The following is a 15,418-nucleotide window of genomic DNA, read 5'->3' on the forward strand; positions in this document are numbered from 1 at the left end:
GACCCCATCTTTTTTTACCTTAAGTTGTCTCAATCCGCTACTGGCAATGCTTTTGACTGGGTTGTCACCCCGTCAGAATAACTTTTGCATCACCACCAATATCTTTCGGTAGTCCGCTCCAACCGGGTTGTTAGATCGCGGAGATCGCCACTTGACGCTGTTATTGTCCGCGTCCTGGTTTGCAATCTGCAAAACCTAATGCCTCTGTGTCAAGGAAACTAGCGATCGCCATCTCAATGACTGCTTCGATGGGATATTCAATTTCAGCAGCCCGAGCAATTAGGGCAGCACGAATTCGTTCAGGAAAACGTCCTAAAATAACTTCGGCATCAGCGAGGGAAAGTTGCTCTTGAAGTTTGGCTTGCATGGCTTTACATCTCAGTTGGAATTTGGACGTTGTAAGGGGGTTCAGCAGCTCTTAGAATGATGGCTTCTAGCTCCAATAGTAACGCAGGGTTCTCCCAGTGAGAAATTGTCTGTACTGCAATCCGTATGTCTTCATCGCTATATTTATCGAGCCATGCCCACAAAAAAGCTTTGTGCCCACCACTGAAGCGACCTCGTAAGCTCTTGGTTTTACCGATGTAGAGCAATCCATCAGTTCTGTGCCTGATTGCATAAATGCCAGGACGCGCAGGAATGCTCTCAAACCCACGGGTCAAGGGTTGACATTGCTCAAAAGGAATGAAAGCAATCGCGTCTAGAATTCTTCGCGCTTGGATTTGTAGGTCAGAATCATTCGTTGGCATGAAGGCAAGAAGGCTAATTGCACAGAAATCATAATCCCACAAATTCTGTTACAGCCATCATCAACTAGGGATGGTTTCCTGCGCGATCACACAGAGAAGGCGATCGATCCCGAGCTGATTTGAGCCTTGGCCGTGCCTGTGTTTTTCTAGGATATGGGAAAGGGGCGAGCGATCGGGTTTCACCTGTCGGTAAAAAATGTAACGTTCGCACTCACTCGACGCTAGTAACCTCTGCATCATAACCGATCAACTCTCTGCGGCCGATGTGCATAGGCGTTGTTAGACACCATTTGAGCTAGATGGTGTTACAGTTGCATCATCTAGCATACGCATTAATAAACTTGCAAAACCTAGAATCTCAAAAGTTTTTATTGGATCAGAGGTATCCAAGAAACGATGGCTGAGTGGATTTTTAAAACTACCGATTGCGCCTCGGTACATAGAGTGTGCTGCCTCCTGTTCTGCATTTACTGAACTAAAAATGAGCTTTGGTTGTTGATTAGGATTCATAACCTTTGAAACCAGAGCAACTCCTACATCAGTTGGTGCTGCTGATGCACGAGCTCGAATTTCTTCTTCGACAGTTTTCATCGCATTGAATATTGCATCATCATACTGTCTCAATTCAAACTGTTGCTGGCATCGCTGAATAATTTTTGGGTGCAGAGAATTGATTGTGAATTTGAAGCTAGTCTGGGGTTCAGGTATCATCTGACCTAACCTGCGCTGCAAGTCGTCAATTAGTTCTTCACTCGACATCGAATTTGCGCGATGCTTGTAGAGAGTATTTTCAAATGGTGTTAGAACATTTTCGTAAAGTTCCCGAACCAACTGATGAGGTACACCATAACTACGCAAATCATCGGACCAGAAACTATGCCAATCCCACAGGGATCTAAAAGAATTTGGATTGTCAACGTTTAAGCCTTCATTTTGTAAAGATTCCAGCTTCAAATTCACTTCCATATATAGCTGCTTATACTCATCATCTTTTTCCTGAATACGTGCTTCACCTGTTGCAACTGTCACCATAAGTGTCTGAAGTTCGTAAATTTTCTGCACAAGTTGTTCAAGCAATTGTGGTGTCATATAGAAAAATAATCTCTATTATTGATTAGTTATCAGTTTCGCGGTCTAAGGATTTAGTTTAACTGCGCGCGCTCTTTCCAGGATAGAAAGACTTTCTAATAGTGCTTCTACAACTTCTCTTTTTCGTCTCATATATTAATTACTAAGATAAAATCAAACAACTTACAGTTTCAGCAATGCTCGTACTTGTATCTCTCTACTTGTACTTTATGTTAATAACAGTCTCCCCTTGTGACCCAACTCTAAAATTCACATTACAAGGAATACCTATTTCATTTAGGTTAGTACCAATATTTATACCTGCTTCTTTGGCAATTTTTATCTCTAACTCATCGACCCCGTTTTCTTTGCCAGATCTAATTATTTCCTTGATATTTTCAAGATCATTCCCCTGACTTAAAGTAGCTGCATCAATAACCTTCTGAGCTAGTGGTTCAATCAATAGTTTCCATATGTCATAACCAGGGATAAGGCTTCTCCAACCATGAGGAAAAACAGATTTAAAGGCAATTGCAGCTATATCATTGTAATCAATTGAGACTTTCTTAGTCATCGCTTAATTTGCCTGAGCAATCTCTAGAACTTCGTTGTGCTCCGCAGCAACTGCGTACACCTCCGCGTCAAATTCACAATCAAAATGCGTGTGAACCACTAGCTGAACACAAAACCAAGGACTGTAGATCGCAGTTGCGACCTACTCCCCCAAAATGGGAATGCGGGCCAACTCTGGTTTTTCGTTGTTAGACCAACTCCGTTCCTGCGGGCTTCTAGTGTGAAAAAACACTTTCATTGACATCACAAACTCCTTTGAGTTGCATAACAGTCTAGCTCAACCGCAGCAGCTACTGTGCACGCTTAGCTCTTTTCGCTATATAGCTATAAAATACCGCAAATTGCTCATGTATGTCAATTTCTTCTTACTCCCGTCGGAATCTCCTGTTGCGGGTATAAAAGCAGAGCATATCGTCACTAGCTCCTTCTCTGACAACAGCGATCGACAAAGAACCTATCAAACACTGTAAAGCGCTTTGATCGACAATTGTTATGCTGAAACAAAGCATCTGTCCTTTCAGGACTATGCAACATAAATCATTAAAACGATCGAATTGGAAGTCTACAATTGGCTGAATACTCGCGATCGCCCTTAACTCCCCAACTCCCCTCAACTCCCCCCTCCCATCCCCCAGCCCCGCACAATACTTAATAAAAACTTTACAAAACTTACCCGATCGCCCAACATGGGTTAGAGTTATCCTAGAAAATCCAGCAATCCTGCAAAGCGTCAACATTCTCGTCACTTATCCAGTTTCGATGACTCAAACCCAAAGCACCAAAACCGCCACCGCACCAGCAATTTATTCCTTGACAATTGCTCCCGCCTGTGTATTGCGGGGTCGATCGGCGATCGCACAAGCCGGAGATGCGATCGCCCGTTTCGGAAAGCGGCCGCTAATCGTCGGCGGCAGCAACTCCCTCGCCGCCGCCCAACCCTACCTGCAACCAATCCTCGAACAGCAGCAGTTACAATCCGCTGAAACAGCCTACGGCAAAGATTGCAGCGAAACCAGCCTCGAAACCCTCCGCGCAGCAGCCCAAACCCATCAAGCCGACTTCATCATCGGTGTCGGCGGCGGCAAAGCCTTAGACGCCGCCAAACTCGTCGCTTATCAGTGCAAAATCCCGATCGTCACCATACCCACATCTGCAGCCACCTGTGCCGCTTGGACAGCCCTTTCTAACATTTATTCAGACCAAGGTGCATTCCAATACGATGTCACATTAGCCAGATGCCCCGACTTATTAATACTCGACTACAGCTTAATTCAAACCGCACCGCAGCGGACATTAGTAGCAGGAATTGGAGATGCGATCGCCAAATGGTACGAAGCATCAGTCAGCAGCGGACACTCCGAACAAACCCTGATTATTTCGGCCGTTCAACAAGCTAGAATACTGCGCGATATATTATTCCAAAAATCAGCCGCCGCCCTCAAAGAACCCGGTAGCGAAACCTGGCAAGAAGTCACAGATGCAGCCGTATTGCTAGCAGGAGTAATCGGCGGAATTGGCGGCGCCCAATGCCGCACTGTCGCCGCCCACGCCGTCCACAACGGCCTCACTCATCTATTAGCAAGTCACGGCACATTGCACGGCGAAAAAGTTGCCTACGGCATTTTAGTACAACTGCGACTAGAAGAAATGCTGCAAAACAATCAACTCGCCGCTAGCGCCAGACAGCAACTGCTAAAATTCTACAGCGAGATTGGATTACCCCAAACTTTAGACAACCTCGGACTCGGAGACATTACCATAGCAGAATTGCAGCGCGCCGCCGATATCGCCTGCAATCCCAATTCCGACATTCACCGACTGCCTTTTAAAGTTGTTCCCCAACAATTAATGGCAGCGATGGTTTCTACCACCGCACCTGTGGGAGAATTAAAGATTAAGAATTAAAACAGTTTGTAGTAAGGACTAAAGTCCTGAAAAGGCTGTGCTAGCAAGGACGAAAGTCCTTACTACAAACCAGGAAAACTGACAACTGACACAAAATAAATGACCTTGGATTGGATTAGCCCTGCTGACAGGTTGCAAAAACTACCGCCCTACGTATTTGCCCGTCTCGACGAACTCAAAGCCCGCGCCCGCGAACAAGGACTCGATTTAATAGACTTAGGAATGGGAAACCCCGACGGTGCCACTCCTCAACCAGTAGTAGAAGCCGCAGTCGCAGCCATCCAAAATTCTGCCAATCACGGCTATCCACCCTTTGAAGGAACTGCCAGTTTTCGCCGTACTATTACTAAATGGTACAGCCACCGCTACAACGTTGAACTCGATCCAGAAAGCGAAGCATTGCCTTTATTGGGTTCTAAAGAAGGTTTAGCACATTTTGCGATCGCCTATATCAATCCAGGGGACGTAATATTAGTACCAAGTCCCGCTTATCCGGTATTATTTCGCGGGCCGATTATCGCGGGTGCAAAAGTTCACAACATCATCCTCAAACCAGAAAACGACTGGGTAATTGACTTAGCCGACATTCCCGACAGCGTAGCCGAACAAGCCAAAATACTTTATTTCAATTATCCCAGTAATCCGACTGGAGCAACTGCACCCCGCGAATTTTACAAAGATATTGTGGCTTTCGCACACAAACATCAAATCTTGCTGGTTCACGATTTGTGCTATGCGGAATTAGCCTTTGACGGCTATCAACCGACAAGTTTATTAGAAATTCCCGGCGGTAAAGAAATCGGCGTCGAATTTCACACCATGTCCAAAACCTACAATATGGCCGGCTGGCGCGTCGGTTTTGTAGTAGGAAATAGCAAAATTATTCAAGGTTTGCGGACATTAAAAACTAACCTAGATTACGGTATATTTTCCGCATTGCAAACAGCAGCAGAAACAGCACTGCAATTGCCCGATAGTTACTTGGACGAAGTGCAGAATCGTTACAGGACTCGCCGGGATTTTATGGTTGAAGGATTGGCAGAGTTAGGATGGAATATTCCTAAACCTCTGGCTGCAATGTATCTTTGGGTCCCCTGCACTCGCGGCATGACTTCGACTGATTTTGCCCTGAATGTTTTGCAGCAAACGGGTGTTGTGGTGACTCCTGGCAATGCTTTTGGGCCCGGCGGCGAAGGATATGTGAGAATTAGTTTGATTGCAGATTGCGATCGACTGGGAGAAGCCCTGCAGCGCATGAAACAAGCAAACATTCGCTATCAATAGTCATGATTATTAGTCATTAGTCATTGGTTATTAGTTAGTAGTTACCAGCTAACAACTAATAACTATTTAATCGAGATTCAGGACAAATAAAATCACCTAATAAGGGTAAGGTGCTAAAACCAGGGGCTTCCCGATCGTTCTTCAGTGATATTCGGCGCACCCTAAAAATAGGGGTAAGTTGCGCCAAATATCACCCTACAAATGACTGATAACTATAACCTTTTAATTTGCTCAATCACCCAATCAAAAGTTTCCATAACTTGCTTGAGGGCAGATTCGTCTTGCAAAGTAAACAAAGCCAGACTCGGCGACCTTCTCTCCCCAGGTTCTGTAGGTAGCGACAGACCGATCGAACTCAGCTTACTTCTCAATTCCAGCCAATGTGGTTCCGCATTAAAAGGCGGCCCGGAACCGTAATTGTCAGCAGAAATCTCCATTCTGCCAGCAATATCTACAGTGAATAACTGATAGGGTTTTCTGCCCTTTTGAGGCAATTGGGCGGCGAAACCGCCGTAGGCGTCCCCCGTTCCCCACTGGATTTGAACTTCGGGTTCTTGACTTTTTGCCCAAAGGTAAATTGCTTTTGCCATATGCGCCTCGTCCGCGCCTCGTCTAGCTTTTATTTCCGCAAAAAATGAAGATTCATCCCAACGCCTTCTTTCGCGCGTTGCGCTGGATTTTTTCTGCTGTGCTTCGGCTGTCTGACCGATCACTCTGGGAACCAGCGTTTTTAAACCGTCTTCACTTACATACTGCTTAATTTCCAGCGCCAAAACTTCAACCGGGTCCATTTGTTCGTTGAGAAATTCCACCACTCGGCGCATTTCAGCAGAAATCTCGTCAGCTACAAACACTAAGCGAACTTTACCCGCTTGCAAATTAGTTTTAACCTTCTGCCAAAATAAATCTTCATTAGCATCTGCACCGAGAAACTCTTCAAAAATCTGTTCGGGATCGCGACCCCGATCGCGACAATTAGCTTCAAACAGAGCAATAATTGAATCGATGGGCCAGTAAAACAACGCATTAGCAGCATAGTCCATCGACTGACCCAAAACTTTTTGCCGCAGTTCGGCATTAGGAGTTCGCCGGACATCCACCAAAGTAGGAACTGCATTTTGGTCGAGAAACAAATGATCCAGCGACCACTGCACCGCTGTTTCCTCATCGCTGGCCACTGCTGCTTCCCGCGAAATTAACAGCCACCTGCGCGCCGTCGCCCGATCGATTTGGTCTCCTGCGATCAAATTAGGATAAGTTACTAGCAAGTCTTGTAACTGGTCTTCCGAGTCGTAGGGCTGTTCCATCATTTCTACCAGCCTATCGTCGTCCTGAATCAGATAAATACCTCCAGCCATGCAAGCCCACCTACTTAATTTTAGATTTTAGATTTTAGATTTTAGATTTTAGATTTCAGGCTTAGTTATTAGTCTTCAGTCTTCAGTCCGCAGCCAATAACTTGTGAAGGCCCAAGGCATTGGTCAGAATTCAATAAAAATTTTGAATTCAATAATTTTTATTGTTTGTGAATTCCACCAAAAAAACCTTCTGACTGATGACTGATGACTGATGACTAATCACTAATCACTAATACAACCAGTAAATACTCGCTGTGCTGGCCCGGTCATGTAAATCCGCCCAGAAACTTCTGCCCATTCGATTTCCAAAACGCCGCCAGGGAGCTCAACAGCAGTTGCCCGATCGCACTTCCCTACCAACACCCCAGCTACCACAGCAGCACAAGCACCAGTCCCACAAGCTAGAGTAACACCCGCGCCTCTTTCCCACACCCGCATTTTTACATAGTCTGAACGTACCACTTCAATAAATTCCGTATTGGTACGCTGCGGGAATGCTTTGTTGTGCTCGAATTGAGGCCCGACAGTTTCTAAAGCAATAGCCGCAACATCCTCTACAAAAGTAATGCAGTGAGGATTACCCATGCTGACACAGGTAACAGACCAAGATTTATCAGCAACTTCGATCGGCACATCTATAGCTTTGGCATCCGCAGCAGCCAAAGTTGTCGGAATTTCCGCCGCCAGCAGCCGGGGAACCCCCATATCCACCTTCACCTGACCGTCCGATCGCAATTCGGTGATAATAACGCCCGCACCGGTGTGAATCCGGTACTCAGTCTTAGATTCACTCCCCCCCTTAGCAAGGGAGGGGTCAATTTCTTCCGATTCACTCCCCCCCTTAGCAAGGGAGGGGTCAATTTCTTCCGATTCACTCCCCCCCTTAGCAAGGGGGGGTTGGGGGGGGTGAATTTCTTTCGATTCCAAATCGGCGATAAACTTAGCCAAACAGCGAATCCCGTTGCCGCACATTTCCGGTTCCGAACCGTCGGAGTTAAAAATCCGCATCGTATAGTCCGTGTCGTTTTGACCCGGAAGAGCAAATATCACACCGTCTGCGCCAATCCCGAAATGTCGATCGCACAAATCCACAGCTTGTTCTGGCGCGATCGCCGGTTCTGACGAGTGGCGGTTGTCAATCAGAATAAAATCATTTCCCAGTCCCTGATACTTCGCAAACTCGATCGGCATAAAAACAAACCTCTTTTGGTTAAAACTGATTAGATAATTTGATGGCCAAATTACCCATTTCCCAGTATTATAAAACTTTATGCAATTTCTAGTCCTTTCTAGTAAAATATAAACAAATATAATTTTTATAACTCCACAGGGATATCTAATTAATGCTGATGTCAATGGCTCAATGAATATCGGTCGAAAATTAGCCACCAAGGGGTTTCTCTCTCATTGGGGAGAGGCGCTTGTAATTGCGGCAGTAAGGGTTAAACGGTATAAACAGAAGAATATGGTTTAAGGTAATATTTGACTATATTTTTCTGAACTATGTCTGAATTTGAAACCGGATTGCCCAGCGTTCGCTTAATACAAAGCTACATCAAAGACAAAGAACAGGTGCAGCTCAAACTCGTTACCGGCGACTTGCTAGAGGGCAGAATTTTTTGGCAGGATCATAGCTGCATTTGCCTCCTCGATGCCTCAGAAACACAAATTCTGATCTCGCGGCCAGCAATTGCTTATCTCAAACCCAACGGCTGAGGAGACGGGGAGAGTGGGAGAGGGGGACAGTGGGAGAATGGAGACGGAGAGATTGGGAGAGGGAGACAGTCGAACAAATCTTCCTTCTTCCCTCTTCCCTCTTCGCTCTTCCCTCTTCGCTCTTCCCTCTTCCTTCTTCCCTCTTCCCTCTTCCTTCTTCCTTCTTCCTTCTTCCTTCCCTAATCGCTAAACAGCTTTTCGCTGACTTGAACCTTGACCAAAGGCAGCTTTAAAGCAGGTTGCGGCACCGGTGGTGAGGCCGTCCGCTGCATCAAGCCGAGCTCGTAGAAGCCGCCGCACAACAGCAAACGATCGCCTTCTTGCAAATTCGTAGTTCCGTCGGGCCAGCGAGTAAATTTCCCTTCCCGGCGGATCGCCCGCACCTGCACCCCGTACTGGGTCAGCAATTCTACCTCTGACAGTTTTTTGCCCGCCCAAGGGCTCTTTGCTGGCAGTCTCAGCCACTGGCAAGAACTGTCGCCCTGCGGTACTGCAACTTCCCCCTTCGCCAGTAACTCAAAACTGATGAGTTCTTCCGGTTCTCCCACTACAAAAAGTCGATCGCCCGAGTGCAAAGCTGTCTTCCCGTTAGGATAATCAATTTCCTCGCCATTCTCGCGGACGATCGCCATCACGCTGACGCCTGTCAACTGTCGCAAGTTAGTTTCTTCCAGAGTCATGCTGGCGATGGGAGAACCCGACGGCAAGCTGTACCACTCGCTGTTCATATCTCGAACCGCCACTTTCAAATCCCGCGAAATCGCCAAAGGTTCGCGCGGTGGCCGCAATTCCAGATAGCGGCTGCTGCGAATTTGCTGCACTTCCCGCCCGATCGCCATTGCCGAGATCCCAATACTAGCCAACAAGTGGGCAGACAGTTCTAAACTCGCCTCAAACTCCGGCTGCACGACTTCCCAGGCCCCCAGTTGGTAAAGCAGTTCGATGTCTTTATCTTGGTTGGCGCGCACCACAATATCCAAATCCGGGACTAACTCTAAAGCCCGCTTCAGACACAAGCGAGTGCTCATGGGATCGGGAAGGGCGATCGCCATTGCTTTTGCCCGTTCCACCCGGGCGGCTTCCAATACGTGCAAGCTGGCAGCATTCCCGTAAATGTAAGGAATTCCTTGGACTCTGCACTCTTGAATTCTACTTTCTGACTCGTCGATCACCACAACTGAACAGTTGCGGCTTTGCAGCATTTTGACTAAAATTCTGCCGACTCGCCCGTAGCCGCAAACCACAACATAATTTTGTTCCGGCAAAGTTTCAGCTATTTCCACAGGTTGGGATGTTTCGTCAAAATAGCGCTGCAAAGGCCCGAAATTTTCCGCCCATTTCAATAACTGCGGCACGCTTCTCAATACAAAGGGAGTCAGCACGAGGGTGACTGCCGTCGTTCCTAAAATTAACAGGTAAACGTCTCGCGAAACCAGCCCCATAGCTTGACCGGAACTAGCGAGTACAAAGGAGAATTCTCCTATTTGAGCTAAGCCCAAACCTGCGATCAATGCTGTTTTTAGCGGATAGCCAAATAGTCGGACGATCGGCGTTATAATCAAGAATTTGCCGACAAATACTATAAATACCAGTCCCAGAATTACTTCTAGATGGTTCCACAGAAACACCGGGTCAATTAACATCCCGATGGTGACAAAAAATAAGGATGCAAAAATATCTCGCAAAGGCTCGACATAAGTTAGAGTTTGGTCGGCATATTCCACCTCCGAAATCATTAAACCCGCCACAAATGCGCCCATCTCGATCGAAAAACCCAAATATTCTGTAAGCAGCGCAATCCCTAAAGCCAAAACCACAACTCCCAGCAAAAACAGTTCTCGACTTTCTGTTTTCGCGAGGTATCGCAGCAACTGCGGTACCATCCAAATGCCGGCGACTACAGCACCGACAGCAAATAACCCGATCCGCAGCAGGGCCCACGCTACCGTCATGCCGATCGCTTCTGCTGGCTGGTTGAGTGCCGGCAAAACTGCTAGCATTAGCCCCAAAGCCAAATCTTGAACTACTAATATTCCCAGCATGACTTGACCGTGGGAAGTACCGCCTTCATTGCGCTCCATCAAGCACTTGAGTACAACTGCTGTCGAAGAAAGCGACAGAATCGCTCCTAAAAACACCCCTTGAGCGGGCGATTCTACCCAGCCTACAGCCAAGGAAATTCCAGTAGTAATGGCGATCGTCAGCACAATTTGCAAGCCCCCCCCGCCCAAACTAATGGTTTTAACTTTTTGGAGTTCGGCGAAGGAAAATTCCACTCCCAAGGCAAATAACAGAAAGGCCACCCCAAATTCAGCCAGGGTGTCTACCTGAATTAATTCTTTAATCAGCCCCAAACCGGCCGGCCCAACTACGATCCCTCCCAGCAGGTAGCCGAGAATTACCGGCTGTCGCAACAGCGATGCAAAGAGTCCTCCTGCTGCGGCAGCAGCGAGAACTAGAACTAAGTCAACGATCAGTCGGAAGTCTTCTTGCACAACTTTATGAAAAAAGTATAAAGTTATATTATAGTGTCTAATGTGTTGATTATGTTTAGGGGGTTGACTGTAGTTGGGGAGCCAGGGCAACTGCAACTATAGAACCAGGTATTTTCTGAGACCAAATAGTTTCACTCCTCAAAAAAAGCTTAACCTCTTGCAAGTAGAGCGAGGCATTGCGCCTTGATTGAGGGTAATGTTTCACCTCAACGAGATGGGCGCGGTGAGATTAAATCAAGTTACTTTTTTTAATCCATTTCAGATCGAATAAAGTGGTGTTGATTACTTTTTTGTATTGAGCGGTTTTATCACGGTGTACGTTCACCGATCTGCGCTAGGTAAAAAGGATTAGTTAAAATCGTTTTTATTTATTCAAGCCCTGGTTGCGGATTTACCCGATATACTGGATAATTACTCAGGCACTTTTGTCTCTTTTTCTAGCAATCCCCGGTTTTGCTCACAATAAAGATTTAGGTTTTAGACAAGTAATTTGGTCGTTGCTCTTGATACCTCAAAATGACTTGTCCATTCGGGATGTAGGTAGGACAAAGCTGCCGTCGCACCTGTAAAAACTGCGCTAGAGGCGATCGAGTCCCTAACTGCAGGACACCCGTATTTGCTCGGTCACGAACTGAGCATTGCCGATTTCTACTTAATTCCCGTCTTCACCGACCTATCGCAGACCCCAGAGTACGAAGCAACGATCGCGCGAACTTCAAAGCTGCGGACTTGGTGGAATGAGGTCAGTCAACTTCCCAGTGTGAAGAAAGTCTGTGCTTGACATCTGTGCACTTTATAACTCACGGGTTTACAACCATGTCGCATTTATTTGAGCCATTGGATCAACGCGGTGTTACATTCCGCAACCGCATTGCAGTTTCTCCCATGTGTCAATATTCAAGCGTTGATGGATTCGCGAATGATTGGCATCTGGTTCATCTCGTCAGTCGAGCCGTAGGAGGGGCAGGGCTGGTGATGACTGAAGCAGCAGCAGTCGAGCCTGAAGGACGAATTACGCCGCAAGATTTGGGAATGTGGCAAGATCCTCACATTGAAATGTGGGCGCGAATCGTCGAGTTAATTCACCGCAACGGTGCAGTTGCGGGAATTCAACTTGCTCATGCAGGTCGAAAAGCCAGTACAGCACTTCCGTGGGATGGCGGCGATGTGCTTTCGGAATCTCAAGGAGGATGGACTTCGCTCGCCCCTAGCGCCATTCCATTTGAACCCGATAGCCCCGCCCCGATCGCTCTGAGTATCGAAGACATTCAGAAGCAGACGACACTCTTTGTGAACGCAGCCCAACGCGCTCTCGCAGCCGGATTTGACGTAATCGAGATTCATGCCGCTCACGGCTACCTACTGCATGAATTTCTGTCTCCCTTGAGCAATCAACGAACAGATGACTATGGTGGCAGTTTTGAGCATCGCATCCGGTTTTTATGTGAAGTCGTACAAGCGGTGCGAAATGTTTTGCCCGATCGAACACCGCTTTGGGTTCGCATTTCTGCAACCGATTGGGTTCCAAATGGTTGGGACATTGAACAAAGTATTGCACTCAGCGATAAATTAAAGTCACTGGGCGTTGATTTAATCGATTGTTCCTCAGGCGCAATTGTACCGGGTGAAAAGATTCCGACGGGTGCAGGTTATCAAACTACCTTTGCCGATCGCATTCGACGCGAAGCCAACATCGCCACCGGAGCCGTTGGTATGATTACTGCAGCCGCGCAGGCCGACCACATCATCCGTACAGGTCAAGCAGATATGGTATTACTTGCCAGAGAAATGCTGCGCGATCCTTATTGGCCGATGCGGGCTGCGAAGCAACTACGTCAATCAGTGCCTGCTCCAATTCAATACGCTCGCGCTTGGTAATTAAGCGGATTTGCGATCAATTTTACACAAATCCACTAGGAATCCCTTTTTTAGTGTTTCTGTAAACCAGTCGCTCAATAAAAGCTTTTTTGATTCTGCGATCCCTTCAAGTACAAGGCACGTTCTCATCGCCGTGACGCGAGTCGATTTAATCAACTAACAGGAGTGAATATGTCTGAGATTCAAAACAAGGTTGTCATCATTACAGGAGCAAGTAGCGGTTTAGGTGAAGCCACCGCTCATCGTCTAGCCGCCAGCGGAGCCAAACTCATGCTTGCTGCCCGCCGCGAAGATAGACTCAAGGACTTGGTGGCTGCAATCGAAAAAACAGGTGGCACAGTTGCCTATCGAGTCACCGATATTGCCGATCGCGCCCAGGTGCAAGCATTGGCTGACGCAACGTTGGAAACCTATGGACGCATTGATGTGCTGGTCAACAATGCGGGTTTAATGCCACTGTCTCCGCTTGACCAAATTAAGGTGGATGAGTGGGATCAAATGATTGATGTCAACATTAAAGGCGTACTTTACGGCATCGCAGCAGTGCTGCCGACTATGCGCCAACAGAAGTCTGGGCACGTAATCAACTTGTCGTCTGTTGCAGGACATAAAGTATTTCCGGCGGGGGCAGTTTACTGTGCTACCAAGTATGCAGTGCGAGCGATTTCCGAAGGGTTGCGGCTGGAGTCAAACGGTGAAATTCGTTCTACCAACATTTCACCCGGTGCGGTTGCGACTGAGTTGACCAGTACCATCACTCATGGTGATACCGCATCAGGGGTGAATCAGTTGTATTCAGTCGCCATTGATGCCGATGCGATCGCCCGGGCGATTGCCTATGCCATCGAGCAGCCCGGTGATGTGGATGTCAACGAAATGATCATTCGTCCGACTCGTCAGGAGTTGTGAAGTGGGGCGCATGAAAGTCGATCGACTCAACTGAATTTAACCCAATGGCTCAACGGGAGACCGAATGGCTGGTGAAATGCACTACATTCGAGGTTGCACAGGTAAGCCGTTGCTGCTGATTCATAGTCTGGCGGGAAGCGGGCGATCGGGGCATCCCATCCTCAACGAGCTCGCTGCTAAACGCGATCGGCTTGCTTACGGAGAAATCAGCAAAGTTTGTCGGTGGGTTCGATCGCACATCCCCTCGCGATCGGTTGGCACTTCCAATCTGTTTGTCGGAGGGCATGGTTGTGTCGATCGCACCTTCCCCCGTCCAACCCAACAATCTAATCAATCTAGCAACCATAATATCGGATAATTGTAAAGCAATTCACCAAGCCAACAGCATGAGTATTGACCAGTTAAACACAGACTACGGCATTGCCGGGAACCTCACCTTCGCCACCGGAAACGGTGGTTTCCCGATGATTCACATCGACAACGGTCAAGCCAAAGCCTTAATTTCTGTGTATTCCGGTCAAGTGCTTTCTTTTCAACCCGCCGCCGAAACCACAGACTTGATGTTCGTCAGCGAAAAAGCCTACTATGCCGAAGGGAAAGCCATCAAAGGCGGTATACCCATCTGCTGGCCCTGGTTTGGCCCCGATCCCGAAGCCTTGGGGCGTCCGAGTCATGGGTTTGTGCGGAATCGCCTCTGGAATGTGCTAGAAACCGCCACAACCCCAGACGGCGCAACCAAAGTCACTCTCGGGCTCAAGGATACCGATGAAACTAGAGCAATTTGGCCGCAAGCCTTTGAACTGGCGATCGTGATTACGATCGGCACCAGCCTCACTGTAGAATTAATCACCCGCAATTTAGGCGACAAAGCATTTCCCCTCACCCAAGCTTTGCACACCTATTTCCAAGTCGGCGATATCAACCGCGTGCAGGTTTTAGGTTTAGAAAATAGCCAGTATCTTGATAAAGCGGATGGTGGTGTGGAAAAAACTCAAGCGGGTGCAGTGGTAGTAACAGGTGAAGTTGATCGCATTTATCTCGATGTCACCAATGAATTAGTCATTGACGATAGCGCCCTCAATCGCCGGATTCGCATTAAATCATCTGGTAGTAAATCCGTCGTAGTGTGGAATCCTTGGGTGACAATTTCTGCAAATATGGCCGACCTTGATGATGCAGATTATCAGCGTTTACTCTGTGTAGAAACGACCAATGCAGCTACAGATATTGTGGAAGTTCCCGCTCATGGTGAGTTCCGCTTGCAGGCAATTTACAGCGTTGAACGCGACTAAGTAATTAGAACTTAATCTTAGCGGTGATGGGGTCAAAATTCCCAGTAAGCGGTTCAACATTTCGATTGGATATTTTGGGCGTTGCTGAAATCCCACGCACAAGACTGGGATTGTTTCTTTAAATACAACTTAAATGCCGATTAGCTGATTGAATTGAAACACTCTGTCACCCTAATGACTAATAATACCAA

14 protein-coding genes and 1 pseudogene are annotated in these 15,418 nt (G+C 47.3%); 8 read left to right on the top strand and 7 right to left on the bottom strand.

What is annotated here, in order from left to right:
* Nucleotides 1-160: 160 nt before the first annotated feature.
* From QUA71_RS22495 to QUA71_RS22510, 4 genes are all read right to left on the bottom strand, one after another.
* Entirely contained in the window at nucleotides 161-367 is a 207-nt protein-coding gene (locus tag QUA71_RS22495; RefSeq protein WP_006631417.1) for a hypothetical protein, read from the bottom strand.
* A 4-nt stretch (nucleotides 368-371) separates the two neighbouring features.
* A complete protein-coding gene (locus QUA71_RS22500) occupies nucleotides 372-791 on the bottom strand; it encodes a GIY-YIG nuclease family protein (protein ID WP_333288424.1) in 420 nt (139 codons plus the stop codon).
* A gap of 237 nt (nucleotides 792-1,028) precedes the next feature.
* Complete coding sequence (locus QUA71_RS22505) at nucleotides 1,029-1,838, bottom strand: TIGR02391 family protein (RefSeq protein ID WP_333288426.1); 810 nt, start codon at nucleotides 1,836-1,838, stop codon at nucleotides 1,029-1,031.
* Nucleotides 1,839-2,034: 196 nt separating this feature from the next.
* On the bottom strand, nucleotides 2,035-2,391 hold the full coding sequence (locus QUA71_RS22510; protein ID WP_333288428.1) for a hypothetical protein: 357 nt from the start codon (nucleotides 2,389-2,391) through the stop codon (nucleotides 2,035-2,037).
* 758 nt (nucleotides 2,392-3,149) lie between these two features.
* Between QUA71_RS22510 and QUA71_RS22515 the strand changes: the two genes are divergently transcribed.
* Complete coding sequence (locus QUA71_RS22515; RefSeq protein WP_333288429.1) at nucleotides 3,150-4,295, top strand: iron-containing alcohol dehydrogenase family protein; 1,146 nt, start codon at nucleotides 3,150-3,152, stop codon at nucleotides 4,293-4,295.
* A gap of 99 nt (nucleotides 4,296-4,394) precedes the next feature.
* Nucleotides 4,395-5,579: an aspartate aminotransferase gene (locus tag QUA71_RS22520; protein ID WP_333288431.1), complete on the top strand. Its 1,185-nt coding sequence runs from the start codon at nucleotides 4,395-4,397 to the stop codon at nucleotides 5,577-5,579.
* Between the two features lie 212 nt (nucleotides 5,580-5,791).
* On the opposite strand, the gene QUA71_RS22525 is transcribed toward QUA71_RS22520, so the two are convergent.
* Both QUA71_RS22525 and dapF read right to left on the bottom strand, forming a co-directional pair.
* Nucleotides 5,792-6,937, bottom strand: coding sequence for a hypothetical protein (locus QUA71_RS22525; RefSeq protein WP_333288433.1), 1,146 nt, complete (start codon nucleotides 6,935-6,937; stop codon nucleotides 5,792-5,794).
* A gap of 222 nt (nucleotides 6,938-7,159) precedes the next feature.
* Complete coding sequence (gene dapF, locus QUA71_RS22530) at nucleotides 7,160-8,128, bottom strand: diaminopimelate epimerase (RefSeq protein WP_333288435.1); 969 nt, start codon at nucleotides 8,126-8,128, stop codon at nucleotides 7,160-7,162.
* Nucleotides 8,129-8,440: 312 nt separating this feature from the next.
* On the opposite strand from dapF, the gene QUA71_RS22535 reads away from it, so the two are divergent.
* Nucleotides 8,441-8,653: an Hfq-related RNA-binding protein gene (locus QUA71_RS22535; RefSeq protein ID WP_333218843.1), complete on the top strand. Its 213-nt coding sequence runs from the start codon at nucleotides 8,441-8,443 to the stop codon at nucleotides 8,651-8,653.
* Between the two features lie 179 nt (nucleotides 8,654-8,832).
* Here QUA71_RS22535 and QUA71_RS22540 read toward each other — a convergent pair whose 3' ends face one another.
* Nucleotides 8,833-11,148, bottom strand: coding sequence for a cation:proton antiporter domain-containing protein (locus QUA71_RS22540; RefSeq protein ID WP_333288437.1), 2,316 nt, complete (start codon nucleotides 11,146-11,148; stop codon nucleotides 8,833-8,835).
* Between the two features lie 565 nt (nucleotides 11,149-11,713).
* Between QUA71_RS22540 and QUA71_RS22545 the strand changes: the two are divergent.
* From QUA71_RS22545 to QUA71_RS22565, 5 genes and pseudogenes are all read left to right on the top strand, one after another.
* Nucleotides 11,714-11,929, top strand: a pseudogene (locus QUA71_RS22545) (glutathione S-transferase family protein); the annotation flags it as partial.
* A 35-nt stretch (nucleotides 11,930-11,964) separates the two neighbouring features.
* Nucleotides 11,965-13,026 (top strand): NADH:flavin oxidoreductase/NADH oxidase, encoded by a 1,062-nt coding sequence (locus tag QUA71_RS22550; RefSeq protein WP_333288440.1) that lies wholly within the window; start codon nucleotides 11,965-11,967, stop codon nucleotides 13,024-13,026.
* Between the two features lie 171 nt (nucleotides 13,027-13,197).
* On the top strand, nucleotides 13,198-13,935 hold the full coding sequence (locus QUA71_RS22555) for an SDR family oxidoreductase (RefSeq protein WP_333288442.1): 738 nt from the start codon (nucleotides 13,198-13,200) through the stop codon (nucleotides 13,933-13,935).
* Between the two features lie 64 nt (nucleotides 13,936-13,999).
* Nucleotides 14,000-14,293 (top strand): hypothetical protein, encoded by a 294-nt coding sequence (locus QUA71_RS22560; RefSeq protein ID WP_333288444.1) that lies wholly within the window; start codon nucleotides 14,000-14,002, stop codon nucleotides 14,291-14,293.
* 28 nt (nucleotides 14,294-14,321) lie between these two features.
* Nucleotides 14,322-15,227, top strand: coding sequence for a D-hexose-6-phosphate mutarotase (locus QUA71_RS22565; RefSeq protein ID WP_333288445.1), 906 nt, complete (start codon nucleotides 14,322-14,324; stop codon nucleotides 15,225-15,227).
* The last annotated feature ends 191 nt before the right edge of the window (nucleotides 15,228-15,418 follow it).

It is taken from the genome of Microcoleus sp. MON1_C5, from assembly GCF_036701875.1.
Taxonomy (GTDB): domain Bacteria; phylum Cyanobacteriota; class Cyanobacteriia; order Cyanobacteriales; family Microcoleaceae; genus Microcoleus.